The sequence below is a fragment of the Thermosynechococcus vestitus BP-1 genome, assembly GCF_000011345.1.
Taxonomy (GTDB): Bacteria; Cyanobacteriota; Cyanobacteriia; order Thermosynechococcales; family Thermosynechococcaceae; genus Thermosynechococcus; species Thermosynechococcus vestitus.
In genome coordinates this window covers 1,685,535-1,711,226 of the sequence record NC_004113.1, presented here as the reverse complement: position 1 = coordinate 1,711,226, position 25,692 = coordinate 1,685,535, and the positions used below count along the sequence as shown (strand labels likewise).

Genomic DNA, 25,692 nt, shown 5'->3' with positions numbered 1-25,692 from the left:
CTATTTCTAAGGAATTCTAGGCAGAGCCAAAGGACAGTTGAACCGCCGTGATTGCCTCCACCAAGGGCGATCGCAACGCAGCGATATACTCTGGCCAGCCAATGAGAATGGGTTGCTGATGGGCCAGGGTGTGTTCCTGTAAACCGGTGGCATCAAAACGCAAGGGATTTCCCTGCAAGTCAGTGCACACCAAGCCTGCCGCTGTTGCCAAAGCCAAGGGGCCTGTGGTATCCCAGAGCTTAACCCGTTGATTTAAGTAGAGGTAGAGTCCTGCCCGTCCTAAAATGACTTCGATCACCTTGAGGCCAAAACTGCCCAGAAAGCGAAATTCCACTTGGGGCAACACCCGATGAATTGCATCGCCGTAGGTACGGTAGTCGCGATAGCCAATCATCATCGGGCAATGGTCTGCACTAGGGGAAGGTGGACAAACGGGTAATAGGGGAACAGGTGGACCACCGCTGCTCATTTGAAAGAGTCCCCAGTCTTTACCGCCGTAGTAAAGATGGTCCAGATTGGGGGCATAGATCCAGCCCGCCACTGGACTGTAGTGCTCCAGTAAACCCACCATTAGGGCATAGCCTTGGCGATGGTGAATCAGATCATCGGTACCATCAAGGGGATCAATCAGCCAGTAGCGATTTTTCGGTTCCTGAAAAACTGCTGGGGAGTCGGCATTTTCTTCGCTAATTGTCAGGTCCCGCATCATTATATTCCCAGAAGTCGTGCTAAACTCTTCGAAGCGTACCGGCTCCTTGAGTGCTTGTTCCAAGGTCGGAAAGCGTTCAACGATGGAGTATCACCATGCCACGTATTCATGCCAACGCCCGAACGACACCCCGAATTCGCCGTGAAATCCAACAAGCACCGGCTTCGATCAGTCATCGCGAGCTTGCCAGACGTTACGGGATCCACCGGCACACGGTAGCGAAATGGCGTAAGCGCGCAACCGTTGAAGACAAAAGCACCCGCCCGCACCGCCTGCAAACGACGCTTACGGAAGCGCAAGAGCTTGTGATCGTTGAGGTGCGTAAGCTCCTTTTGCTGCCTCTTGATGACCTTCTCGTTCTTGCCCGGACGTTCCTCAACCCCAATCTGAGCCGCTCAGCGCTGGATCGCTGCCTGCGTCGCCACGGAGTCTCGAACCTCAGGATACTGCAAAAGGAACGCGAAAGCCTCGAAGGCAGTCCCAAAAGCACCACGCGGCAGTTCAAAGCGTACGCACCTGGGTTCATCCACATCGACGTCAAATACCTGCCACAAATGCCGGATGAGGAGCAGCGCCGCTACCTCTTTGTCGCGATTGATCGGGCAACGCGCTGGGTCTATTTGGCAATCCACGAGGAGAAGAGCGCAGAATCGGCAACGCGCTTTCTTGCAAATGTCCTTGCCAACGCTCCTTTCGTGGTGCGTACGGTGCTGACTGATAACGGCAAGGAGTTTACCGACCGTTTCTCCTCCGCAGGCGAACGCCAACCCACGGGACACCATCCGTTTGATCAGCTCTGTCGTGAAAAGCGCATCACCCATCGGCTCATCCAACCCCGCCATCCGCAAACCAACGGGATGGTGGAACGCTTCAACGGCCGCATTGCGGAGATTCTGCGCGCTGAACGCTTTGTCTCGGCAGCCGACTTGCAAGAGACGCTCACGCGATACCTTTGGGCGTACAATCACCGCATTCCCCAACGCGTTTTGGGCCACATGACTCCCATTGAGAAACTGCGATGGTGGCAAACTGAGCGACCAGACCTCTTCGTTTCAAGGGTAGATAATGTCACGGGTCTTGACAATTAAACTATAAACAATCAGGTGGCTCGAGGACGGTGTGATGGTGAAAGACGGGTTACGCTACTGGCCGCTGGGTATGGCTTTTCTTTTAGGGGTGGGTCTTCAACCCGTCAGAGCAGCGGAGATGTTCCTACCTCCAACTGGTCTAGCACAAGAGGAGTTAATTGCCCTCACTGAAGTAGACTCCCTTGCCCAAGCTCGCCTGCCACAATCTGAAGGCTCTGCTATTGATCTATTGCCGCTGCCACCCCAGCCCACCGCAGCAGTTGATCCCCCTAGAGAAGCTCCCGCTTCCCTACCGACCACCATTGAGGTCAAGGGTGATTCGCCAGCTCCTCCTGTGGAACCTTCACCGCCAACGACTGACAATTCTCCAGGGGTCCCAACAACACCGCAATTAGCAGCAGAGCAAGCAGTACAGGAGGCGCGTTTAGCACTTCTACGGGAGGGCGATCGCTACTGGCAATTAGGCGACCTGACCACCGCCCGAACCTACTATCAGAAGGCCAAAGCTGACCTGAATGTCCCACCACCCCATGTCATACCTCCCGCTGTACTGGAAATTAGTCAGCTGCCCCCGGCGGCCCAAGTCTATTGGCGAGAAGTTCAGTCTGGCTCCCAACTTTACACTGCCCAAGCGGTGCCGCTCCAGCTCTTGGTGGAGCAATTTCCAGAGTTTATTCCCGCTCAAGTGCGGTTTGGCGAGTTTCTAGCTCAGCAGGGTTCCCTCAAAGAGGCCTGTGCCCATCTAGAGAAGGCCGCCAGTCTCTACCCAGATCAGCCGGACATTCAACGTGGTTTGATCACACTCTACGATCGCCAGCAGCAGTGGCTGGAAGCGGCCCTTGCCGCCCAGCGGTTTGCCCTCCTCAATCCTGATCATCCTGCCACACCGGAATTTGAGCAACTGGCCGCAGAGCGCATGCAACGGTTCCGGCGCCGTCTTCAAGGACAATTGCGCGAAGGCATGGTTGTGGGTGCCCTCACCGGCCTAGTCGGTGTCGCCCTCACGGGCAATCCCCTGCTGTCTTTGGACTCGATTCAAATGATGACCTTAATGATGCAAGGGGAGTCTGCCCTAGGCCGCTCAGCAGCGCGGAACATTAGCCGCCAAGTCAAGCTCCTTGAGGATGCGGCAGTCCAGACCTATGTCAATGAAGTCGGGCAGCGCCTCGCCAAAGTGGCCGGTCGCAATGAATTTGCGTATGAATTTTTTGTGATAAAAGATAATGATCTCAACGCCTTTGCCCTTCCCGGCGGCAAGATCTTTGTCAACTCTGGTGCAATTCTCAAAGCTAGTACCGAAGCGGAACTTGCAGGATTACTGGCCCACGAAATTGCCCACACAGTCCTCTCCCACGGTTTTCGCTTGATGACCCAAGGCACGGCCACTGCCAACTTGACGCGGTTATTACCCGCTGGTGGCTATGTGACAGGGATTGTCGTGACTAGTTATAGTCGAGAAATGGAGCGAGAGGCGGATATTTTGGGCACGCAGATTCTCGCAAGGGCAGGCTATGCGGCAGATGGCCTACTTAACCTAATGCACACCCTCAAAAAGGAATACCGCAATCAGGAGCCACCGCTACCGTGGTTTTCCACGCACCCGCCGACTAATGAACGCATTCGCTATATCCGTGGCTTGATGCGCGATCGCGGGTACACCCCCTTTGCCTTTGAGGGGCTCGAACGGCATCAACGCATTCAAGCACACTTGCGTACCCTTGTGGATCCCCCCAATGCCCCAAAATCCAAACGGGAAACTGCCAAGACACCCCAATAGCTCAGTCCGCCCTGAAGTTTTGAATATGTTTTGAATGTCTGGACACCGTTTTCAAGCCCTTGAGTACGAACCCGCGTTTCTCTCCCTAGGGGAACAGTACTGGGACAAGGTACAGGCAGCAACATTTCCGCAGCATATTCTGCGTTTTCGCAATGATGCTCTCTTACCCTTGATGGGCTTAGATCCTGCTGAAGTCACAGATGCCGATTTTATTGCAGCCTTCGGCCAGTTTCAGGGGCGAGAACCCTTTTTGGCGATGCGTTACCACGGCTATCAGTTTGGGGAATATAACCCCCACTTAGGAGATGGTCGCGGGTTTCTCTATGGCCAGTTCCGCGGTGTGGATGGTCAACTGTATGACCTTGGCACAAAGGGTTCTGGCACCACCCCCTATTCGCGAGGGGGAGATGGTCGCCTGACATTAAAAGGGGGTGTCCGCGAAGTTTTGGCCAGTGAACTGCTGCATCGTTTGGGGGTGCGCACCTTTCGCAGTCTCAGTTTAGTGGAAACGGGGGAATCCCTGTGGCGAGGGGATGAGCCATCGCCAACGAGATCGAGTGTCTTGGTGCGCCTTGGCCGCTCCCATATTCGCTTTGGTACCTTTGAGCGGCTCCACTATCTGCGGCGACCGGACTTGATTCAACGGTTGCTCGACCACGTCATTGCCTACTACTATCCCCATTTACTAGAGATCCCAGACCCCAAGGAACGAAATTGTGCCTTCTATCGTGAACTGGTGGCACGCACAGCGGATCTGGCGGCACAGTGGTTGGTGGCGGGATTTTGCCATGGTGTTTTGAACACCGATAATATGGCCATCACGGGTGAGAGTTTTGACTATGGTCCCTATGCTTTTTTGGAACGGTATGATTTAGGATTTACGGCGGCCTCCTTTGACTACTATGGCCGATATGCCTATGGCAATCAACCGGCAATTTGTGCTTGGAATCTGGAGAAACTGCAAATTCCGTTGTCTTGGGTCATTCCCCTTGAGGAAATGGCAGCGGCCCTGAAAACCTTTGGCGATCGCTGTCAAACCACTTACTTGAAACTGATGCTCAAACGCCTTGGCTGGGCAGATCTTCCCCTAGAGCTTGGCCGTTCCCTCGTAGTGGAGACCCAAGCTTTCCTCAGTCGCAGCCTCATCAGTTATCCTCAATTCTTTATCAGCTTGCGGCAGGAATTTTCCCCAGAGTGGGCTGCCGATGTGGGTCATCTCTTTTCGGGAAGCCCAACCCTGACACCAGCAGATCAGAAATTGCTAGAGGCTTGGAAAAGATGCTACTTTGAGCGATTGCAGCAGGCAACTCCTCCCCAGCGGGTAGCCATTCCCCAGACCCTACGGGCAGCCAACCCCCTTGTCATCGTCACTCGTCCCCACATCGAACAGATTTGGCAAGCCATTGATCAGGAGGATGATTGGTCGCGATTTAGGGCAACTCTTGAACTAATGCAGGTATGAAGCGACTCCTTTGCCTCAGTAATGGTCACGGTGAGGACGCGATCGCCAGTGTCACTTTACAAGCCCTGAAACAGCGTTGCCCAGATATCGATCTAATGGCCTTGCCCTTGGTGGGCTTAGGGTCTGCCTATACTCGGCTCGGTATTCCGCTGTTGCACCCAGGAAAAGTCCTGCCCTCCGGTGGGTTTATCTACATGGATTTGCGGCATTTATGGCGGGATCTGAAGGCTGGTTTGCTGGGACTTTTAGGATCGCAGATTCGCACCATCCAAGCTTGGCAGCAGTCGGGAGGGCATCTTTTGGCGGTGGGGGATATTGTGCCATTGTTGCTGGCCTATAGCAGTGGCAGCACCTACAGTTTTATTGGCACTGCCAAGTCTGACTATTACCTTTACGATAGGACGGGGCGCCCCTATGGTTGGGGGAGGGGTTGGGCAGGCAGTGACTATCTTCCCTGGGAACGGTGGTTGTGGCGATCGCCCCGCTGTCGAGGCATTTTTGTCCGCGATAGGTTAACTGCCAAGGGGCTGCAGCAATTGGGTTACACGGTTCACTACTGTGGCAATCCAATGATGGACTTAGTGATGCCCCCCCCTGAGCGATCGCCCTTGAGCACCAAAACTATTGTGCTGCTGCCGGGGTCTCGTGCCCCCGAAGCCTACCGCAATTGGCAGCGGATCCTACAGGCACTAACGCCCTATCAGGATCAGCCCCTGATATTTCTGGCCGCTGTGAGTCCCGGCCTTAACTTAGAGATTCTTGAGCAGCGTCTTGAGGGTTGGCAACCCATAGCCAGTCCATTACCCCAGACTAGCGCATGGCAGTTGGGTCAGCAACAACTGATCTTAAGTTCACACCACTTTCGTGAATTTTTGCACTGGGCAGCAGGGGGCATTGCCCTCGCCGGAACCGCAACCGAGCAGTGTGTTGGCCTTGGGAAACCAGTCGTTACATTCGCTGGTGAAGGCCCTCAATTTACCCGCCATTTTGCCCGCCGTCAAAAACGCCTACTGGGGGAGTCGATTTTTTTGCTGGATGATCCCCTGGAAGCCCTGCCTACCCTCTGGAGGATTTGGCAAGATGCGGAGTTACTGGCTCGAATTGCCGCTAACGGCGTTGAGCGCATGGGGCATCCAGGAGCGAGCGATCGCATTGCTGAGGAACTGTTAAAAATACTTAGCAATTGAGTCCTGCTAAAAAAAGACTCCCATCCGTCGATGGGAGCCAAGAAGTACAGAGTTGAGTTAAGTTGACTCAGTAACCCTAATCAAGGCTGGGCATCGAGAGGACAGGTTCAGACTCGCGGTCAATTCCCTTCTCAAAACCCGCTGCCGCTGCACGGGCACGACCAGCATGCCACAGGTGACCCACTAGGAAGAAGAAAGCCAAGACAAAGTGGGACGTAGCCAGCCAAGAGCGGGGTGAGACAAAGTTCACCGAGTTAATTTCGGTGGCCACACCCCCCACGGAGTTCAAGGAACCCAGAGGTGCATGGGTCATGTACTCAGCCGCACGTCGCTCTTGCCAAGGCTGAATATCATTTTTGATCTTGTTGAGGTCAAGACCATTGGGGCCGCGCAACGGCTCCAACCAAGGACCACGGAAATCCCAGAAGCGCATTGTTTCACCACCAAAGATGATTTCACCTGTGGGAGAGCGCATCAGGTATTTACCAAGGCCGGTAGGACCTTGAGCAGAACCGACATTGGCACCCAGTTTTTGGTCGCGGATCAAGAAGGTCATGGCCTGAGCCTGAGAAGCCTCTGGACCCGTAGGACCATAGAATTCACTGGGATAGACCGTGTTGTTGAACCAGACAAAGCAGGTGGCAATGAAGCCCATCATGGACAGGGCGCCCAAGCTGTAGGAAAGATAGGCTTCCCCAGACCAGATGAAGGCACGGCGTGCCCAACCAAAGGGGGTCGTCAGAATGTGCCAGATACCACCGGCAATGCAGATCAGGCCGATCCAAATGTGACCACCGACAACGTCCTCAAGGTTGTTGACGCTAACGATCCAGCCCTCACCACCAAAGGGAGACTTCAGCAGATAGCCAAAAATTACCCTTGGGTCAAGGGTGGGGTTGGTAATGACGCGGACATCGCCGCCACCGGGTGCCCAAGTGTCGTAGAGGCCACCAAAGAACATTGCTTTGGCCACCAAAAGTAAAGCACCAATACCGAGGACGATCAGGTGGAAACCGAGGATCGTCGTCATTTTGTTTTTATCTTTCCAGTCGTAGCCAAAGAAAGAGGAGTATTCCTCAAGGGTTTCCGGGCCACGAATTGCATGGTAAACCCCACCAAAGCCAAGGACGGCGGAGGAAATTAGGTGCACCACCCCAACCACAAAGAAGGGGAAGGTGTCCACGACTTCACCACCGGGACCAACACCCCAACCAAGGGTGGCAATGTGGGGAATGAGAATGAGCCCTTGCTCGTACATTGGCTTCTCGGGAATAAAGTGAGCCAACTCGAACAGGGTCATGGCACCGGCCCAGAAAACGATGAGGCCAGCGTGGGCGACGTGGGCACCCAAGAGTTTGCCGGAGAGATTAATCAGACGAGCATTACCGGCCCACCACGCGAAACCGGAGGATTCTTGGTCGCGATTGGTGGCAAAAATGGAGTTACTAGAGAGCGTTACCACGGGGGAGTACCTCTTCTGGGAAGACAAAGTTTTCATGGGGTTGGTCTTGGGGCGCCATCCAAGCGCGGATACCCTCGTTCAACAGCAGGTTCTTCGTGTAGAACGTCTCAAATTCAGGGTCTTCCGCAGCCCGAATCTCCTGCGAAATGAAGTCATAGGACCGCAGGTTCAACGCTAGACCCACCACGCCAATCGCACTCATCCACAGCCCCGTCACCGGCACAAACAACATGAAAAAGTGCAACCAGCGCTTGTTCGAGAAGGCAATCCCAAAAATTTGGCTCCAAAAACGGTTCGCCGTCACCATCGAGTAGGTCTCTTCCGCTTGGGTGGGATTGAAGGCACGGAAGGTGCTCGCCCCTTCTCCATCTTGGAAGAGGGTATTTTCCACCGTGGCGCCGTGGATGGCACACAACAGGGCACCCCCTAGCACACCGGCTACCCCCATCATGTGGAAGGGGTTCAAGGTCCAGTTGTGGAACCCTTGGAAAAAGAGCAGGAAACGGAAGATGGCGGCGACGCCAAAGCTGGGGGCAAAGAACCAGCTGGATTGCCCCAAGGGATAGATCAAGAAGACGCTGACAAAGACGGCAATGGGGGCGCTGAAGGCAATGGCGTTGTAGGGACGGACGCCCACCAAGCGGGCAATTTCAAACTGCCGCAGCATGAACCCAATGAGACCGAAGGCGCCGTGGAGGGCGATAAAGGTCCACAGACCACCCAGTTGGCACCAGCGGGTAAAGTCCCCTTGGGCTTCAGGTCCCCACAGGAGGAGCAGGGAGTGCCCCATGCTGTTGGCGGGGGTGGAAACGGCAACGGTGAGGAAGTTGCACCCTTCTAGGTAGCTGGAGGCCAGGCCGTGGGTGTACCAGGAGGTCACAAAGGTGGTACCGGTCAGCCAGCCCCCCAGCGCCAGGTAGGCGCAGGGGAAAAGCAGGATGCCTGACCAGCCGACAAAGACAAATCTGTCCCGTTTGAGCCAGTCGTCGAGGATGTCAAACCATCCCCGTTCCGCTGGCGCTCGTCCAATCGCGATCGTCATGGAATTAAATCCTCTTGCAGATATAGATGCCAGATTTAGAACCTTACAGTTGCTGGTAGGGCGTTATCAGCTCCTTAAAAACTCAGGAGCGATCGCTCCAGCATCCTGTTAATTTGGCTTCATAAATAAGAAACCCTTCCCTTGCTAAGGCTTGGGCTAGTAGGTGGTTTTACCTAGTTGCTGTTGGCACTCACCAAGGGTAGGTTAAGCTTCCCATCAGCATTTGCTGCGGGAGAACTATATTAACGTGATAGCGGAATTCTTACGAAATATCAAGGTGATTGTTGCCTAGCTTCTCAGGTTTCTCATTTTTGAGCAAGGGGCACAACTGAGCAAGACAGCAGTAAATTGAGGCTTCAGCCTGAACAAAACGCCAGCAAGAAATGTTAAGCATTGTAACACTACTGGCGGCGGTTACTGCGACAGAGGTCTTGAGCGATCGCCTCCCAGCCAGAAACAGAGGAATAGCTATCTTGATAAGATAGGAGAGGTGCAGGATAGTCTTTGCCAACAAGCGAGAAAAGGAGGCCCGCCATGGCAACCGAACGACGGGTGGCACGGGTAGCAGAATTAATCAAACGGGAAGTCAGCCAGTTGTTAATGTATGAAATCCGCGACGAGCGCGTGGGGGCGGGCATGGTCAGTGTCACCGATGTGGAAGTTTCCGGTGATTTGCAGCACGCCAAGATTTTCGTCAGTATCTACAGCACTGAGGAAGTACGGCGCTCAACGATGGCGGGATTGAAGGCCGCTTCGGGCTTTGTGCGGCGGGAATTGGGGCAGCGCATTCGCCTGCGGCGGACACCTGAGGTTGTGTTTATTGAGGATCGATCGCTGGAACGGGGCAGTCGCGTTCTTGCGCTGCTCAATCAAATTGGGCAACAGCAAAGTACCTCAGAAGTCCTAGAGTCTTAAGTGCGGCTTGCTCTTGTGGGAATGGATGCACTAAGGTAGTGCCTCGGCAGCAGGGAGGGACTTTTGCTGCGCTGGGGGGGTGCCAGTAGGGTTTTCAGGATCACGAAGGCCGCAATGCCAATTAAGAAGTAGCCAAAGCCCTGCTGAAGTCGCTTGGCAGAAAGGCGATGGCTGAGATAACTCCCGACAACAGACCCACCAGCGGCTGCTAAGGTTAGCGTCAGGGTGAGGCGCGCATCTAGGGTAACCGTGCCCAGATAGCCCCAAACCGCAGCCACTGAATTAATAGTGATAATCAGCAGTGAGGTACCGATCGCCTGCCGCATCGGAATTTTTCCCAATAAAACAAGGGCGGGCACAATGGCAAACCCCCCACCAACCCCCACCAACCCCGTTAAAACACCGACACCTAGACCTTCAGTGGGGAGCCACAGCCAACAGTACTTACATATTGGGGGGGCATAAAGCTGGCTTTCAAGGGAACTTTCCGGCGGGGTTAGTTCAGGGGCAGGGGGACGCTGTTGCCGCCGAATCATTAAGATAGCCGCTACCAGCATGGCAATGGCAAAGAGTAGAAGTTGCACTGTATCGGTAATCCAAGGCAAGGCTGCCAGGCGTGCTCCCAGGTAGGCACCCACCATGGTTGCCGAGCCAAAAATCAGAGCTAGACGCAGGTTGACGTAGCCGCGCCGCCACTGGGGGATCACCGCCAATAAACTGACGCTGCCGACAATCACAAGCGTCATTGGGATCGCGACTTTGGTTTCAATGCCCATGACATAGACCAATACTGGCAGGGCAAGGACAGAACCACCGCCCCCCAATAGACCCAGACTCAAGCCGATGGCGATCGCCAGACCATGCCCTATCCAGTAGCTCAGCATGGGCTATTTCACCTGTGGGCGATTGAAGGGCAGCAATGCCAACACCCGCCCTAGGGCACAGATACCGGTGATACCGGCAAACAGCAAACCAGCACCGACAAAGCCCGACAGAAGGAAGAATGCCGGATTGACGGTAAAGCCTAAGATCACACCGGTGAGAATCAGGCTGCCAGCCACAATTTGCACCTGCCGCATCAGGCTAATGGGGGCCCTAGCCGCACCCTTAACCGGATAGCCCCGCTGTTTCCAGCGCTGAATGCCCCCTTCAAGGCCTTTCAGATTTTTCCAGCCTCGACTGGCAAGGGTTTCATAGGCCATGCCTGATCGGCGGCCAGATTCACAGTAGAGCACCACAGGGGTGTCAGAGCGACAGGGGGGTTCAAGTTCCTTGACATTGGCCAAGGGGCAAAGGAGTGCACCGGGAATATGGGCACTGTTGTATTCGCTTGGCTCACGCACATCAATGAGCAGCACTTGTTGTCGTTGCAGGGCATCGTGCAGTTCAGCCGCAGAAATGAGGGGAGACTCCATTGTTATTGTCGTCATTGTCATTGGTTCTCAAGTAGTGACTCAGGGTTAGCTCAGAAGACAGGGGCGATCAGGGGTCAAAGGACTAGACAACAGCGGCAACCATGCCACACTGTTGGTTAGCGGGCACCGCTTCCATGATTTTCTTGGGATCGGGCAGGTTCAGGTTGGCCATGAATTCAATGAACTGCTGGCGATCGCGACCGACAAAGCGGGGATTAAAGCGTTTTTCCTCACCAATGGTGGAAACAGTGTGACCGCGATAGTCATGGCCGGGATAGACCAAGGTGGTGTCTGGGAGTGTAAACAGCCGCTGGGTTACCGCATCATACATTGCACCGGCATCGCCACTTTGGAAGTCAGTGCGCCCACAGCCACGGATAAAGAGAGAATCCCCCGTCAGCAGGTGGGTGCCATTCACTAAAAAGGCCATGTGGCTATCGGTATGCCCCAAGGTGGCGATCGCCTGAATCGGGAGGCTGCCGACGTGAATCACTTCACCGTCTTTAATAGAGCCATCGGCACAATCCACATGGGCATTTTCAGGTACCAGGGTTTTGCAGCCCGTGCGTTCGCGGACCTTACCTGCACCAGTAATGTGGTCAGCGTGGACATGGGTTTCTAGGCAGTAGCGCAGTTTCAATCCCAATTGCTCAATTAACTGCACATCGCGATCCACCTGCTCAAGGACGCTATCCACCAAGGCGGCCTCACCCGTGGCTTCATCGGCAATTAGGTAAGAATAGGTCCAAGTGTCGTAGTCAAAAAGTTGGCGAAACAGCATAGCGGCCTCCTTTATGGGGTAAAGCGTAAGGGGACTCCTTCAGCCTAAAAACCAGACTTAAAACAGTAACTCCTTCAGTCTAGTTAATCTAAATATAATTTTATAACCATTTAGTAGATAAATGTCAAATCCCCCCTGTCCCCATTTTTCTAAGGAGGAACCCATTTACGATAAAAGAAGGTAGTTTCAGAGCACCGGGAATGTTCGCACTACAGCAAATTACCCCCTGGCGGCGGGTAACGGAGGAGCTAAGAGCCATTGTCGGCAAGGGGAGCGTCATCAGTGATGCCGCGGAAGCCCTTGTGTATGAATGCGATGGCCTCTCCATGTATCGGCAGCGGCCAAAGCTGGTGGTATTGCCTGAAACCACTGCCCAAGTCTCTGCCATCCTCAAAGTGTGCGATCGCTATCGGATTCCCTTTGTTGCCCGTGGCTCAGGCACGGGGCTCTCCGGCGGTGCTTTGCCCCACAGCGAGGGGATTCTTATCGTCACTTCTCGCATGAACCGGATTTTAGAGATTGATTTGAGCAATCAGCAGGTGGTGGTGCAGCCGGGGGTTATTAATGCATGGGTGACCCAAGCCGTCGCCGATCAGGGCTTTTACTACGCCCCCGATCCCTCCAGTCAAATTATTTGCTCCATTGGTGGCAACGTGGCCGAAAACTCTGGGGGTGTTCACTGCCTGAAGTATGGTGTGACCACAAACCATGTCCTAGGACTCACAGTGGTTTTGCCGAATGGGGAAATTGTCGAGTTGGGTGGGGCTGCCCCAGAAATGCCCGGCTACGATCTCATGGGGGTTTTTGTGGGTTCCGAGGGAACGCTGGGTATTGCCACAGAAATTCGGCTGCGAATTCTTAAACAGGCGGAAGCGATCGCTGTGCTACTGGCGGACTTCACCACGATTGAAGCAGCGGGGGAAACCGTTTCTGCCATTATTCGGGCGGGGATCCTTCCTGCAGGCATGGAAATTATGGACAACCTCAGTATCAACGCCGTGGAAGATGTGGTGGCCACCAATTGCTACCCCCGTGATGCTGGCGCTGTGCTGCTTGTGGAAGTGGATGGCCTAGATGTCGAAGTGCCCATTTTGCAGGAGCGCGTGATGCGGATTTGCTATGAACAGGGGGCACGCCATGTGACGGTTGCCACCGAGGCGGAAGATCGCCTCCGCCTTTGGCAGGGGCGCAAAGCTGCCTTTGCTGCTGCGGGCCGCCTGAGTCCCAACTATTTTGTCCAAGATGGGGTCATTCCCCGCAGTCAACTGGCCGCTGTCCTGAGGGAAATTGAACAGCTCAGCCGCCGCAGTGGTTATCGGATTGCCAATGTCTTTCACGCGGGCGACGGCAACCTGCATCCCTTGATTCTCTACGATCAAGCGGTACCCGGTGCGCTTGCGGAGGTGGAGGCTCTAGGAGGTGAAATCCTCAAGCTCTGTGTGCGCGTGGGCGGCAGTATTTCTGGAGAACACGGCATTGGCAGTGATAAAGCCTGCTTTATGAGCGAAATGTTCAGTCCAGCAGACCTAGACACGATGCAGCAGGTGCGTGCTGCCTTTGATCCAAAACGTCTGGCCAACCCCGAAAAGATCTTTCCGACACCGCGAACCTGTGGTGAAGCCGCTCATCAACTTAACGACTTTCCCAACATTGAGGCATTTTAAATCGAGGTATTTTAATGAGTGCAAAAATTCCAGTGACGATTATTACCGGCTTTCTCGGCAGTGGTAAGACGACTCTGATTCGGCAGTTACTTCAGAATGCAGCGGGCAGGCGCATTGCCGTGATTGTGAATGAGTTTGGCGATGTCGGTATTGATGGCGAGCTGCTACAGGCCTGTTGCGATCGCACAGTGGGCATCTGGGAACTCACCAATGGCTGTCTATGTTGTACGGTGCAGGATGAATTCTTGCCAACGATGCAGACCCTCTTGGCGCGGCGGCAGGAGATTGATCATATTGTCATTGAAACATCGGGACTGGCATTGCCCAAGCCCTTAGTCATGGCCTTCCGGTGGCCGGAGGTGCGCCATACCGCCACCGTTGATGGCGTGGTGACCGTTGTGGACGGTGTGGCCTTGGCCGCGGGTCAAGTGAGTGCAGATTTAGAAGCGCTCTTTGCCCAGAAAGAGGCGGATGCCAATTTACAGCATGAGGATACGCCCCTTGAGGAACTCTTTAACGATCAACTGGCCTGTGCCGACTTGGTTATCCTCAACAAGGCAGATCAACTGACCCCCGATCAGGTACAGCAATGCCTGAGGGAACTCCGCCAGCAACTGCCGACCCGGATTAAGGTCCTAGCGGCTCAGCAAGGACAGGTGCCCGCAGATCTTTTGCTGGGATTTAATGCAGCCGTGGAGGAGAACTTGGGACAGCGACCTAGCCACCATGACTTTGAGGAGGAACATGATCACGACGAAGAGATTCAGGCAGTTTGTTTAGAGTTGGGGGTTTGGGATCTGCAACGCCTACGTCAATCCCTTGAGCGATTGCTGCACGTACCGGACATTTATCGCATTAAGGGTTTTGCAGCCATTGAGGACAAGCCGCTGCGTCTGGTGGTACAGGGGGTCGGTCAGCGGTTAGACTCATTTTACGATCGCCCGTGGCAAGCGGCGGAGACCCGTCAAACTCGCCTCGTGGTTATTGGTCGTCGGCTGGATCAACGGGAGTTGCTATCCCATTTTGGCTAGGGGGAGACGGCTAGCCTTGAGGAGGTCATTGACCGCCAACTGCGCCAACGATTGGGTAGCAGTGCAATTTGGTTCCCTGATCTTAGCGATCGCCACTGCAGCCTCTACAAACTGCGCTATATTTTTCCAGTGATCTGAGTTCAACAGGGATAACCTAACCCCAGTGGTTGGGGGTTTGCGCTCCACGTTGATGTTCTCGTTTTTATAGGGGATGGGATCTCGGCTAGAGGCTCGCTTTTTGGGTATCTTTGGGAATTCTAATCCTGAGGCTAAGATAGTGATTAGCGATCATCCATCAATGGTAGGTTGTTCCCATGAGCGGTAACCGCGAGCACCATCTACTCCGAATTGAGGATGAAACGGGTAAGCGCACAATCCCCTTGGATGCGGCAACCTACTCCATTGGTCGCGATGTCACCAATGCAATTGTCATTCATGGTCACGGTGTCTCACGGCAACATGCCCTGCTGCTGCGGATTCCCTCACCAAATGGCTATCGCTATCGCGTGGTGGATGGTAATGCCGATGGTAAGCCCAGCGCCAACGGTGTTCTAGTGAATGGCCAGCGAGTGCAAAGCCATGAGCTAAAAGATGGAGATGAGATTAACTTTGGTGGAGCCGTCAAGGCGCACTACGTCACCCTGTCAATGGGGGATGGGGAGTTTGTTAAATATTTGAAGAGCGTCAACTATCACAGTATTAAGGCAGTGCCCATGACTGCAACGATTACCGAAGCAGAGGAAGGTGCAGAGGATAAACCATCAGAAGAAGAAACCAAATTTAATGCCACTCCCCCCTCGCTGCCATCTGATGCTCCCCCAGCGGCGGCTGCAACACCCAAATCCACTTCCCCTTTGCTGCTGATTGTTGCCGGGATGGTCATTGTTCTTGCGATCGCGGCAATGGGCGTTCTGATCATGAACCGACCCCCTGCCCCCCAACCACAGACCCCCACACAAACGCAGTGATGGCTTCTTCGAAAAACTTAGCTCCTGCCTTGAACTCAATCTGGCAACCCCAACCCACAGCAGATGGCTCTTTTACATTTTTTTCTCCAGAGTTTGGCGAAACATTCCATAGCCTTGGGGGAGCGCGTCAAGAAGCCTTTGAAAAGTTTGCGATCGCCACCGATCTGCCCGGCAAAGCCCAAGCCTCTCATCTGCGGCTTTTAGACATCTGCTATGGTTTAGGCTACAACACTGCCGCTGCCTTAGAGGTCATTTGGCAGCACAATCCCACCTGTCAGGTCACGCTCATTGGCCTAGAGCTAGATGTGGGGGTTGCCCAAGCCGCTTTAGGGGTGATGCCCCCTTGGCCAGCATCGGTTCAAGAGATTCTTGAGGGGTTGGCTCGGCAGCAGCGGGTGAGCACCCCACGGTGTGAGGCACGACTGTTAATTGGCGATGCCCGGCAAACAATTCAAGACCTTGTTTGCCAAGGATTCCAAGCAGATGCGATTTTTCTCGATCCCTTTTCACCCCAGCGCTGTCCGCAACTGTGGACGGTGGAGTTTCTCAGCTTAGTGGCTCAGTGTTTGGCACCGGAGGGGCATTTGGCTACCTATTGTCGTGCAGCTGCGGTTCGTTGCGCTTTGCAGGAGGCGGGTTTGCACCTTGGGACACTGCCAATTGTTGCCCCCCAGCACCGCCATGAATGGGCACAGGGAACCGTGGCTCGCTGGCAACCGGATCAACTCATTCCCCTGTCGCTGATGGAGCAGGAACATTTACAAACCCGTGCGGGTATTCCCTACCGCGATCCCCACCTGCGGGATACTGCACAGGCGATTCGATGGCGCCGCCAAGTGGAGCAGCAAACCGCTAACCGTGAGTCCACGAGTCGCTGGCGGCAGCGCTGGGGCATTACCTAGGGCGGGTATAGGCCACCTTGAGACTCCACAGCAGCAACCACAATGTGATCACAGAAATCATTGCTCCCCACAGCCAATAGGGAAGCCAGAGGTACTGTTGAAGAAGGCCCGTATCGGAAAGCTGGCCCCCCGGAATAGCATCGGTAAAAAGGTAGTCCACCTGCTGAAATGTGCTAATACAGGCCTGCACCCCAAGGAACTGAATGGCAATCCCCTTGAGCCAGCAATTCCCGCGATAGGCCACAAGCAGAGTGGCAATCCCCACCAACGTCATGAAGACAATGCCGAAGAGGGATCGCACCCACAGCAGCAGTGAGACAACAATCATCATCCCCAGGGCTTTGAGACAAAGGTCTGTGGCACGATGGGAGCGGCTTGACAAAATAAAGAGACTGCCAGCGATCGCAGGTCCCAGTGGCCCACCAATGGCAACTAAGCCATGTCCTAAATTTCCCAGGAAGACCTCACCCCCATAGCGCGCAAATCCTGAACCACTGGGATAGATAACTAATTCCCGAAAGTAGCCCCCCAAGAGAATCGCCGTGAGGCCATGCCCCATCTCGTGGAACCATGTGGCCAAGATTGTGAAGGGGTAGAGCAGGTAGTTCCCCAAGGGAATCTGCCAAAGAATGATTGTGGCTAGGGCAGCGATCGCCAGCAGCAGTGCCGAAGGGGGCTTCTCATTGGCCGAAAGACCGAGTCGGGTGGATTTGGGGTCTGGAGGAAAGCCAAACATACGCCCCCAGCATTGATTACCGCTTCGGTGCCAAAAACATGATCATATTGCGCCCTTCTTGCTTCGGTGCCTGCTGCACTTCGGCCACCGCTTGCAGGTCGTTGGCCATACGGTTGAGGAGTTCTTCCGCTAAGTGGGAGTGCTGAATTTCTCGGCCTCGGAATGTTACAGTAGCCTTCACTTTGTCCCCGGCTTTGAGGAAACGCTCCGCGCGGTTGATACAAACGTTGTAATCGTGTTCTTCAATTTTGTAGCGCATCTTCACCTCTTTGACATCGGAGGTATGCTGCTTTTTGCGAGCTTCACGCGCCTTCTTTTCCTGTTCAAAGCGAAACTTGCCGTAGTCAATAATTTTGCAAACGGGTGGATCGGCCTTGTCACTGACAAGAACAAGGTCAAGTTCCTTTTCGCGGGCGATCGCGATCGCCTCTTGGGACGACATAATCCCCAATTGGGAACCATCCGTATCCACCACTCGCACCCGCGGAAAATGGATGCGCTCATTAATCATCGGTTGTTCTTGCTGCGTTTTCTTGGTAAGAGCCACTGCTACCTGTACTGTCATTGATAAAGGTTGGTGCAAGGACTGTCCTAGGCCCTAAGGTGAGCCAGACATCAACCCTTACTCCCTGCTCTACATCTTAGCGGAGGATTGCCAATAGTGAGGTATTCTCTACCCATCCCAGATATACAGAAACTAATTGTTAAACCAGCACTCGCCTTAGGAGCCTTTAGGCTAGACTGAGGGTATTTATTGCCGGCTCTGGATCCCATAAGCTCTGAGGTATGGTGCAACGACAACTGTTCACATCAGCTCTCCTAGGAAGTCTTTGCTTCCTTGCTACCGCCTGTGGTCAACCAAAGGCAAAGGCTCCCCCACCAGCGGCACGGGTGAAACTTGCTGCAGTTCAAACGGAAACTCTTTCGCAAACCGCTGTTTACAACGCTTCTTTGCAATCGCGTCAGTCCATTACCCTACAACCCCAAGTTTCGGGTCGAATTGCTCAAATCAATGTTCAAAATGGTCAGTTTGTCAATCAAGGTCAGCCCCTCATCCTCATTGATCCCTCAGAACAGCAAGCTGTTTTTGCCAGCAATTTAGCCGCGATTCAATCCGCTCAAGCGAATGTGGAGAATGCCCGCTCCATCCTCCGCGCCCTTGAAGCCCAGCGACGTGCCAATCTCGCCACCGTAGAGTTCAATCGGATGCAAGCGGAACGCTATACGGCGCTCTTGGCAGAAGGAGCGGTTTCCAAAGAACAAGCGCAATCCTTCATCACCAGCTTTCGCACCGCCCAAGCAGCACTCCAAGAAACCGAAGCCGATATTCGTGCCCAACAGGCCACCATTGCTCGCTTAGAAAAAGCCCTCCTTGCTGCCCAAGCCAATGCCCAGCAGCAGGCCGTTGTCCTGAACTGGTTTCAGGTGCGCGCTCCCTTTAGTGGTGTTGTTGGCAATATTCCCCCCAAAGTGGGCGATTTTGTAACCCCCCAAACCAACCTCCTCACCCTGACCTCCAATCAACCTTTAGAGGTCTATATCCAAGTGCCCATTGAGCAGATCCCCCGCATTCGGGTGGGAACGCCGGTCGAGTTAGTAGACATGAATGGCAGCGTTGTCGGTAGGAGTTCCGTTTTTTTTATTGCCCCTAACACCACCAACAATACCCAAACCATTTTAGTTAAAGCGCTCTACAACAATACTCGCAATAATCTCCGTGCCGATCAACAAATTCAAGCCCGTATTATTCTCGATCAGCAACCGGGGATTCTGGTGCCGACGACGGCTGTCTCCAATCTTGCCGGCCAAAACTTTGTCTTTGTTGCCGAAAAAGACACCGAGGGCAAAATGATTGCCAAACAAAAGCCCATTCAAGTGGGGGGGATCCAAGGGAACAGATATCAAGTTTTTCAAGGCCTCCAACCGGGAGAGCAAATTGTTGTCTCGGGAATTCAGCGCCTGCGCGATGGTGTCCCCATTACTCCTGAGTCTTAAAAAAGCATGATTAGCAATTTTTTTATTAAACGCCCTGTTTTTGCAACGGTTTGTTCTCTACTTATTATTCTAGTGGGGGCGATCGCGCTGCCAACCCTACCCATTGAGTACTACCCTAACGTCAGACCACCAACAATTCAGGTGTCTGCCAACTATGCAGGTGCGAATGCCGAAACGGTCGAAACGAATGTCACCACGATCCTAGAAACGCAAATTAATGGCGTGGAAGGGATGGATTACATTGACTCCACCAGTAACAGCTTTGGCAACAGCAATATCACGATTACCTTCACGGAGGGCTATGACGAAAACATTGCTGCGGTGGATGTGAATAACTTAGTTGCCTCTGTTACCTCACAACTGCCACCAGAGGTCATTAACACTGGGGTCAATGTTAGCAAATCCACGAATCAGATTGTTTTGGCCTTAGCCCTGTACCCAGAGGAGGGGTACGACTACGACGCCACCTTCATCAGCAACTACGCGACACTTTATGTGGTGCAACCTCTGCAACGTCTGAAGGGTGTAGGGAAGGTTCAGATCTTTGGTCAACGCACCTATGCCATGCGGATTTGGCTTGATCCCAATCGCTTAGCCAGTCGCGGTCTCACGGCTCAGGATGTGGTGGGCGCTCTCTCCGATCAGAACGTCCAAGTGGGGGCCGGAATTATTGGTGCCCCCCCAGCACCAGAGGGACAGGAGTTTCAAATTTCCATTCAAGCCCAAAGTCGCTTAGCTTCAGAAGAAGAGTTTGCCGACATTATTATTCAGCGCGGTGAAGATGGTTCCGTGGTTCGTATTCGCGATGTCGGTCGCACCGAGCTAGGAGCACAAAACTACAACACCAACTTTCAGTTTGATGGCCGTAACGCAGTTGGGATTGGTATCTATCAACTCAGTAGTGCCAATGCCCTCGACATTGCCCGTGCTGTGGAAGCAGAGATGGCTATTTTAGCCGAGAAATTTCCCCCCGGCCTCAAATGGAGTGTGGGATTTAGCACCACCGATGCGGTGCAGGAGTCGATCAAAGAGGTAGTCATTACCCTGATTGTGGCCATCATCCTTGTGATTGCGGTGATCTTTTTATTTCTTCAAGATTGGCGTGCCACAATTATTCCATCGGTGACAATCCCCGTCTCGTTGATCGGCACTTTTGCCTTTATGAAGGCTTTTGGGTTCTCGATTAACAGTTTGACCATGTTTGGTCTGGTGCTGGCGACGGGGCTGGTGGTGGATGATGCGATTGTGGTCGTGGAAAATGTCACCCGTCTCATAGAAGAGGAGGGCATGACTCCCCAAGAAGCAGCCAGTCGCTCAATGGAGGAAGTAACGGGAGCGTTGATTGCCACCTCATTGGTGATGATGGCGGTCTTCATCCCTGTGGCCTTTTTTCCGGGGGTTACTGGGCGGCTGTATCAGCAGTTTGCTTTGACGATTGTCTTTGCGATCGCCCTTTCTACTTTTAATGCCTTAACCCTTTCTCCCCCTTTGTGCGCCCTGCTCCTACGGCGGGAACGCCCCCCGATGGCGAACTTTATCTTGTTTCGCTGGATCAACCGCTTGATTGAAAGAACGCGGCGGGGCTACGCAGGAAGCCTAAATGTGATTGTGCGATTAAAATACTGGGTACTGGCGGGCTTTGTCGCCCTGCTGGGGGTGACCTACTGGCTGTTTCAGATCGTTCCCGGTGGCTTTGTCCCCGAAGAGGATCAGGGTTATTTTGTCACCCTCGTACAATCCCCCCAAGGGGTCTCCCTAGAATACACGAGTAATATTGTCTTCAAAATAGCGGACGCGATCGCCCGAAATCCAGCGGTTGAACATACCTTTGCCATTGGCGGCTTTAGCTTCTTCGGCATAGGTTCAGATAAAGGAATTATCTTTACGAGCCTCAAGCCTTGGTCACAGCGGCCAGCCCTTGATCAGTTGCTACCCCAGTTTCAGAAGGTGGTAGCGGGTGAACTCGGAGCAGTGGTGTTTTCGTCCAATGTGCCGACCATTGACCTTGGTGGCAGTGGCCTTGGCGGCTTTGATATGCAGGTGATGGATCAGCAGGGTCTAGGTCTTGAAACCCTTGCCAGTTCGGTGAACGAGCTGATCCTGAAAGCAAATAGCACGCCCGGTTTTGTTGCTGTTAATACCCCCTTTGCCATTAATGCCCCCCAGTTAAATGTGACGGTCGATCGCACCCGCGCCCTTGCCTTGGGGATTTCCCTCAAGGACATTTTTAATGCTATGCAGATTTACTTGGGGTCGTTATACGTTAACCAATTCACAATCTTTGCCCGCAGTTACCAAGTGATTGTGCAGGCGGATAAGCAGTTTCGCTCGAATCCCGATGACATCAACCGCATCTATGTGCGTTCAGAGCAAAATGCCCTCATTCCCCTCAGTAATCTCGTAAAAATTGAAGAGGTCTCGGCACCGCCCATTATTTATCACCATAACTTGTTCCGTTCAGCAGAGGTGACCGGCCAAAATGTGCCGCCCCTCAGTGATCGTCAAGCAATGATGACAATGGCATCCTTGGCTGAGGAGGTTCTCCCCAATGGCATCGGCTACAGCTGGACGGGGTTATCCCTAGAGTCGCTCCGGTCCGCAGGCCAAGCACCGTTGATTTTTGGCCTTGGTCTTGTGTTTGTGTTCCTTGTGCTCTCAGCGCAGTACGAAAGCTATATTGACCCCTTGATCATCATCCTTTCGGTGCCTTTGGCAATCATGGGCGCTTTGCTGGCACAGTGGTTGCGGGGGCTGAATAATGATGTATTTTGCCAAATTGGCTTGGTGATGCTGATTGGCCTCGCCAGTAAGAATGCAATCTTGATTGTGGAGTTTGCCAACCAAATTCGTGAAAGCAAGGGCACTGCCATTGTCAAGTCGGTGATTAATGCTGCCGAAGAACGACTGCGCCCTATTTTGATGACGGCAATCTCCTTTATTTTGGGTATCTTCCCGCTGGTAATTGCCACGGGGTCTGGCGCAAAATCCCGTCACTCCTTGGGAACCAGTGTCACGGGTGGCATGATTGCGGCCACATTCCTCAGTTTCTTTGTGGTGCCGATCATTTACATCCTCATTAAGGAAGTGGTGGCACGGCTGACCAAGGAGAAGCCCGAGGACGCAACACCAACGGCGTCTTAACTGAGTTTACAATTCGCAAAACTCTTGTATCGTGGGGAATGATCCTTTGGCTCGTTCGTGATCGTGCCCAAACAACTGGATTTGCTGACCTCTGGACAGGTGATTCCTACACCACTGCACAGTGAAATGCAACGCTCCTACCTGGAGTACGCCATGAGTGTGATTGTGGGGCGGGCCCTACCAGATGTACGGGATGGGCTAAAACCCGTACAGCGCCGGATTCTCTATGCAATGTACGAGTTGGGGCTGACGCCCGATCGCCCCTTTCGCAAGTGTGCACGGGTCGTAGGGGATGTGCTGGGGAAATATCACCCCCACGGGGATCAAGCGGTCTATGAGGCACTGGTGCGCTTGGTGCAGCCCTTTAGTAGTCGCTATCCGCTGTTGGCGGGGCATGGCAATTTTGGCTCCATTGATGGTGATCCACCGGCGGCAATGCGCTATACGGAAACGCGCTTGGCAGCGATCGCCCACCGCATGCTACTGCAGAATATCAGCGAGGCCATTGTGGATTTTGCTCCCAACTTTGACAGTTCCCAAGAAGAACCATTGGTCTTGCCGGCGCAACTGCCGATTTTGCTGCTGAATGGCTCAACGGGAATTGCGGTGGGGATGGCTACAAACATTCCACCCCACAATCTGGGGGAAGTGGTGGATGCACTGATTGCCCTCATTGATCGCCCCCATCTCTCCCTAGGGGAGCTCCTCACCTATCTGCCGGGACCAGACTTTCCCACGGGGGGCGTGATTGTGGAGGGGGCAGGATTGCTACGGGCCTACCGGACGGGTCGAGGAACGATTACACTGCGGGGGGTGGCGACCCTTGAGGATATGGCGCCCGGACGCGGCCGCCACCGCCGCCAAGGGATTGTGGTGACGGAGTTGCCCTATCAGGTGAATAAGGCGGCATGGATTGAAAAGGTGGCGGATTTGGTGAATCAAGGTCGCCTTGAGGGCATTGCCGATCTGCGGGATGAGAGCGATCGCGAGGGGCTGCGGGTGGTGATTGAACTAAAGCGGGATGCCCCAGCGGCGCAACTCTTGGAGCAGCTCTATCACCTAACAGCATTGCAAGTGACCTATGGCATCAACTTGATGGCACTGGTGGGCAATCAACCCCGCCAACTCTCCCTCAAGGAGATCCTCAGTGAGTTTTTGCAGTTCCGCGAACAGACGCTGCTGCGGCAATATCGCCATGATCTCGCAACCGCTCAAGCCCGCCAACATGTGGTGACGGGACTTTTAATCAGCCTCAATGCCGTGGAGCAGGTGATTGAGATTGTGCGATCGGCGGCCGATGCCAGGGCTGCCCAGTCGGAATTGATGATCCGCTTGGGCTTGAGCGATCGCCAAGCGAGTGCCCTGATTGCCATGCCCCTACGCCGTCTCACCCAACAGGAACGCCAAGAACTGGAACGGGAACAGGCGGTGCTGCAAGGGCGGATTGCCCACTTACAAACCCTGATTCACCAGCGGCCTGAGCGCCTCAAGGCACTAAAGAAAGAATTGCGGCAGTTGAAAAAAGAATTTGGTGACCCTCGCCTTACCCAAATTCTGAGGGAAACCCCTGCTCCTGAGGCAGTCCCGGATTGTGGGGGTGATTCCCTGTGGCTAGAAATGAGTTATCGCGGCGATCTGCCGTTGCAAACGTGGCGACCGTGGTCGGAGCCATTGCCCTTGGGTTTCTCGGCACAGACCAGCGATCGCCTGTGGGTGTTTACGGAAAGTGGCAAGGTCTATCCGCTGTCTGTGGAGCGACTACCCGTCACCAGCCACCGTGAGGGCGATCGCGACCAACCGCTGCTTACCCTCCTACCGGAGTCGGCTCAAGGGGAAACCCTCCTTAGCGTTATTCCCAGTCAAGCCACAGCGGACAAGCTCATTCTGCTGACGCGCCAAGGTCGCATCAAAGTCATTCCCAGCTCAAGCCTGCAAAACCTAAGGGGGCGCGGTCTCCAACTCACCAAACTGAAGGCGGGGGATACCCTCGGCTGGGTACTACCTGCGCAGGGGGATCATTTGGTGTTGGCCACCTCACGGGGGCGGGTTTTTCACTTTTTCCTCCCCGACATTCCCGTATTGGGACGGCTGCATCAAGGTCAAGCGGCGGTGCGCCTCAGTCGGCAGGAGATCTTGGTGGGGGCGATCGCCCTTTCGGAGCACGAGAATGTTATCCTCGTTACTGCTTCAGGCCTTGGTAAACAAGTGCCGCTGTCCCTGATTGAAGTTGTGCCCCTCGGTCATTTAGGTCAATTGGCAATACCCCTGGGACAAAAATTGGATCGCTTGGCGGGCATTGGCCGTGGCAGTCGCCCCCTCGCACTGGTGACCACCCAAGAACGGGCCTGGATCACCCATGGGGAAGAGATCCCCATTCTCAATAGAGAGGTGATGGGGGGGGCGATCGCTCCCCTGGATCCGGGGGAACAGGTGCAGGCGGTGGTGGCATTGGCCTAACTAATTCAATCCAGCGACCACAGACCCGCAGGTGCTGGCCTCCCGGCAGGCTTGCGGTTTGGCTACCATTGCCGGTCGTCATCAGAGCTCGCACTGCTTCAATCACCCTGAAGTTGAGACCCCGTTTCAGGTGCTGCCGCAGAAAGCACTGGATTAAGCGGCGTTGCAGGGCAAGGGGGAATTCCCGTAGGCGCAACCGATCTAAGGCCGGAGGATGCTCGCGGAGCACGGTGGGGGCAAGACGCTCCACCTCAGCCTCGAAATAGGCGCGATCGCTAGCGAGCAGTTCAGCGGTTTGGGCAAGCGCTTCTTCCACATTCGGATTGAAGTGCTGTTGTAGATAGGGGATTAACTCCAAACGCAGCCGATTGCGGCGATACTCCAAATTGTGGTTGGTTTCATCCTGCCAGATGGGCAATCCGTAGGCTTGGCAAAAAGCAGCGGTTTGAGCGCGGGTCATGCCTAGGAGCGGACGCACCAACTGAATAGCGCCCAAGGAACGGCTGGGCAAGAGGGTGGCGAGGCCATCGGGGCTAGTGCCACGCAACAGATGCAGTAATAGACTTTCAGCGCGATCGCTCTGGGTGTGGGCGGTCACCACATGGGTGCAATCCAACGCCTTGGCCACGCTCTCAAAGACTTGGTAGCGCCATGAACGGGCGGCGGCCTCAGTTTTCGGCAGATCAGGGGCACTCACCACCTCACAGGGTAGATGCCATTTCTGCGCTAGCTGTTGGACAAAATTTGCATTGGCGGTGCTATCTGCACGCCAGCGGTGATCACAGTGGACAGCCACCAAAGACCACTGCCAGTGGGGCTGTAGATCCAGCAACAGGCGCGTCAAACAAACGGAGTCTTGCCCCCCCGATAGAGCAATGAGAATCCGTGACCCCAAAGGAAGCCATTGCTGGGTTTTTAAGGTGGTATGCAAACGGGCGTGGTGAATGCCCCACACGGGCA

21 protein-coding genes are annotated in these 25,692 nt (G+C 54.2%); 12 read left to right on the top strand and 9 right to left on the bottom strand.

Annotated features, from left to right (window positions below):
* Positions 1–16: 16 nt before the first annotated feature.
* A complete protein-coding gene (locus tag TLL_RS08305; RefSeq protein WP_011057473.1) occupies positions 17–709 on the bottom strand; it encodes a 3'(2'),5'-bisphosphate nucleotidase CysQ family protein in 693 nt (230 codons plus the stop codon).
* 95 nt (positions 710–804) lie between these two features.
* On the opposite strand from TLL_RS08305, the gene TLL_RS08300 reads away from it, so the two are divergent.
* From TLL_RS08300 to TLL_RS08285, 4 genes are read left to right on the top strand one after another with little or no spacing between them, the layout of a single operon-like run.
* Positions 805–1,797, top strand: coding sequence for an IS481-like element ISTel1 family transposase (locus TLL_RS08300; RefSeq protein ID WP_165442180.1), 993 nt, complete (start codon positions 805–807; stop codon positions 1,795–1,797).
* Between the two features lie 34 nt (positions 1,798–1,831).
* The gene (locus TLL_RS08295; protein ID WP_231833755.1) at positions 1,832–3,574 is read left to right on the top strand and encodes a M48 family metalloprotease; all 1,743 of its coding nucleotides are present in this window, start codon (positions 1,832–1,834) and stop codon (positions 3,572–3,574) included.
* 34 nt (positions 3,575–3,608) lie between these two features.
* The gene (locus TLL_RS08290) at positions 3,609–5,036 is read left to right on the top strand and encodes a protein adenylyltransferase SelO (protein ID WP_011057471.1); all 1,428 of its coding nucleotides are present in this window, start codon (positions 3,609–3,611) and stop codon (positions 5,034–5,036) included.
* The gene (locus tag TLL_RS08285; RefSeq protein ID WP_011057470.1) at positions 5,033–6,223 is read left to right on the top strand and encodes a lipid-A-disaccharide synthase-related protein; all 1,191 of its coding nucleotides are present in this window, start codon (positions 5,033–5,035) and stop codon (positions 6,221–6,223) included. The genes TLL_RS08290 and TLL_RS08285 overlap by 4 nt, the downstream gene beginning before the upstream one ends.
* A 76-nt stretch (positions 6,224–6,299) precedes the next feature.
* Here the strand turns inward: TLL_RS08285 and psbC are convergent, their stop codons facing one another.
* Together psbC and psbD are read right to left on the bottom strand one after the other, a co-directional pair.
* Positions 6,300–7,685 carry a photosystem II reaction center protein CP43 gene (gene psbC, locus TLL_RS08280; RefSeq protein WP_024124637.1) on the bottom strand — a complete coding sequence of 462 codons (1,386 nt, stop codon included), beginning with the start codon at positions 7,683–7,685 and terminating at the stop codon, positions 6,300–6,302.
* Positions 7,669–8,727, bottom strand: coding sequence for a photosystem II D2 protein (photosystem q(a) protein) (psbD, locus tag TLL_RS08275; RefSeq protein WP_011056308.1), 1,059 nt, complete (start codon positions 8,725–8,727; stop codon positions 7,669–7,671). Before psbD ends, psbC begins: the two co-directional genes overlap by 17 nt.
* A gap of 534 nt (positions 8,728–9,261) precedes the next feature.
* Here psbD and rbfA point away from each other — a divergent pair.
* Positions 9,262–9,642 (top strand): 30S ribosome-binding factor RbfA, encoded by a 381-nt coding sequence (rbfA, locus tag TLL_RS08270; RefSeq protein ID WP_011057468.1) that lies wholly within the window; start codon positions 9,262–9,264, stop codon positions 9,640–9,642.
* On the opposite strand, the gene TLL_RS08265 is transcribed toward rbfA, so the two are convergent.
* The 3 genes from TLL_RS08265 to TLL_RS08255 form a co-directional block, all read right to left on the bottom strand.
* On the bottom strand, positions 9,639–10,526 hold the full coding sequence (locus tag TLL_RS08265) for a sulfite exporter TauE/SafE family protein (protein WP_011057467.1): 888 nt from the start codon (positions 10,524–10,526) through the stop codon (positions 9,639–9,641). The genes rbfA and TLL_RS08265 overlap by 4 nt on opposite strands.
* Before the next feature lie 3 nt (positions 10,527–10,529).
* Positions 10,530–11,072 carry a rhodanese-like domain-containing protein gene (locus TLL_RS08260; RefSeq protein WP_164920907.1) on the bottom strand — a complete coding sequence of 181 codons (543 nt, stop codon included), beginning with the start codon at positions 11,070–11,072 and terminating at the stop codon, positions 10,530–10,532.
* 67 nt (positions 11,073–11,139) lie between these two features.
* A complete protein-coding gene (locus TLL_RS08255; protein ID WP_011057465.1) occupies positions 11,140–11,838 on the bottom strand; it encodes an MBL fold metallo-hydrolase in 699 nt (232 codons plus the stop codon).
* A gap of 200 nt (positions 11,839–12,038) precedes the next feature.
* Between TLL_RS08255 and TLL_RS08250 the strand changes: the two genes are divergently transcribed.
* The 4 genes from TLL_RS08250 to TLL_RS08235 all read left to right on the top strand — a co-directional run bounded on the left by TLL_RS08250 (position 12,039) and on the right by TLL_RS08235 (position 16,403).
* Positions 12,039–13,502 (top strand): FAD-linked oxidase C-terminal domain-containing protein, encoded by a 1,464-nt coding sequence (locus TLL_RS08250; protein ID WP_011057464.1) that lies wholly within the window; start codon positions 12,039–12,041, stop codon positions 13,500–13,502.
* 14 nt (positions 13,503–13,516) lie between these two features.
* Positions 13,517–14,533: a cobalamin biosynthesis protein CobW gene (cobW, locus tag TLL_RS08245; protein ID WP_011057463.1), complete on the top strand. Its 1,017-nt coding sequence runs from the start codon at positions 13,517–13,519 to the stop codon at positions 14,531–14,533.
* Between the two features lie 314 nt (positions 14,534–14,847).
* Positions 14,848–15,501, top strand: coding sequence for an FHA domain-containing protein (locus TLL_RS08240; RefSeq protein WP_011057462.1), 654 nt, complete (start codon positions 14,848–14,850; stop codon positions 15,499–15,501).
* The gene (locus TLL_RS08235) at positions 15,501–16,403 is read left to right on the top strand and encodes a tRNA (5-methylaminomethyl-2-thiouridine)(34)-methyltransferase MnmD (protein WP_164920906.1); all 903 of its coding nucleotides are present in this window, start codon (positions 15,501–15,503) and stop codon (positions 16,401–16,403) included. The genes TLL_RS08240 and TLL_RS08235 overlap by 1 nt, the downstream gene beginning before the upstream one ends.
* Here TLL_RS08235 and TLL_RS08230 read toward each other — a convergent pair.
* The gene (locus tag TLL_RS08230) at positions 16,396–17,139 is read right to left on the bottom strand and encodes a M50 family metallopeptidase (RefSeq protein ID WP_011057460.1); all 744 of its coding nucleotides are present in this window, start codon (positions 17,137–17,139) and stop codon (positions 16,396–16,398) included. The two genes, TLL_RS08235 and TLL_RS08230, sit on opposite strands and share 8 nt — an antisense overlap.
* 16 nt (positions 17,140–17,155) lie before the next feature.
* Positions 17,156–17,704 (bottom strand): translation initiation factor IF-3, encoded by a 549-nt coding sequence (gene infC, locus TLL_RS08225; protein ID WP_011057459.1) that lies wholly within the window; start codon positions 17,702–17,704, stop codon positions 17,156–17,158.
* Positions 17,705–17,925: 221 nt separating this feature from the next.
* Between infC and TLL_RS08220 the strand changes: the two genes are divergently transcribed.
* The 3 genes from TLL_RS08220 to TLL_RS08210 all read left to right on the top strand — a co-directional run bounded on the left by TLL_RS08220 (position 17,926) and on the right by TLL_RS08210 (position 24,732).
* A complete protein-coding gene (locus tag TLL_RS08220) occupies positions 17,926–19,134 on the top strand; it encodes an efflux RND transporter periplasmic adaptor subunit (protein WP_011057458.1) in 1,209 nt (402 codons plus the stop codon).
* Between the two features lie 6 nt (positions 19,135–19,140).
* Positions 19,141–22,275 carry an efflux RND transporter permease subunit gene (locus tag TLL_RS08215; RefSeq protein WP_011057457.1) on the top strand — a complete coding sequence of 1,045 codons (3,135 nt, stop codon included), beginning with the start codon at positions 19,141–19,143 and terminating at the stop codon, positions 22,273–22,275.
* Between the two features lie 63 nt (positions 22,276–22,338).
* Positions 22,339–24,732, top strand: a complete 2,394-nt coding sequence (locus TLL_RS08210) for a DNA gyrase/topoisomerase IV subunit A (RefSeq protein WP_164921177.1) — start codon at positions 22,339–22,341, stop codon at positions 24,730–24,732.
* On the opposite strand, the gene tilS is transcribed toward TLL_RS08210, so the two are convergent.
* The gene (tilS, locus tag TLL_RS08205) at positions 24,653–25,687 is read right to left on the bottom strand and encodes a tRNA lysidine(34) synthetase TilS (protein ID WP_011057455.1); all 1,035 of its coding nucleotides are present in this window, start codon (positions 25,685–25,687) and stop codon (positions 24,653–24,655) included. The two genes, TLL_RS08210 and tilS, sit on opposite strands and share 80 nt — an antisense overlap.
* Positions 25,688–25,692 lie beyond the last annotated feature (5 nt).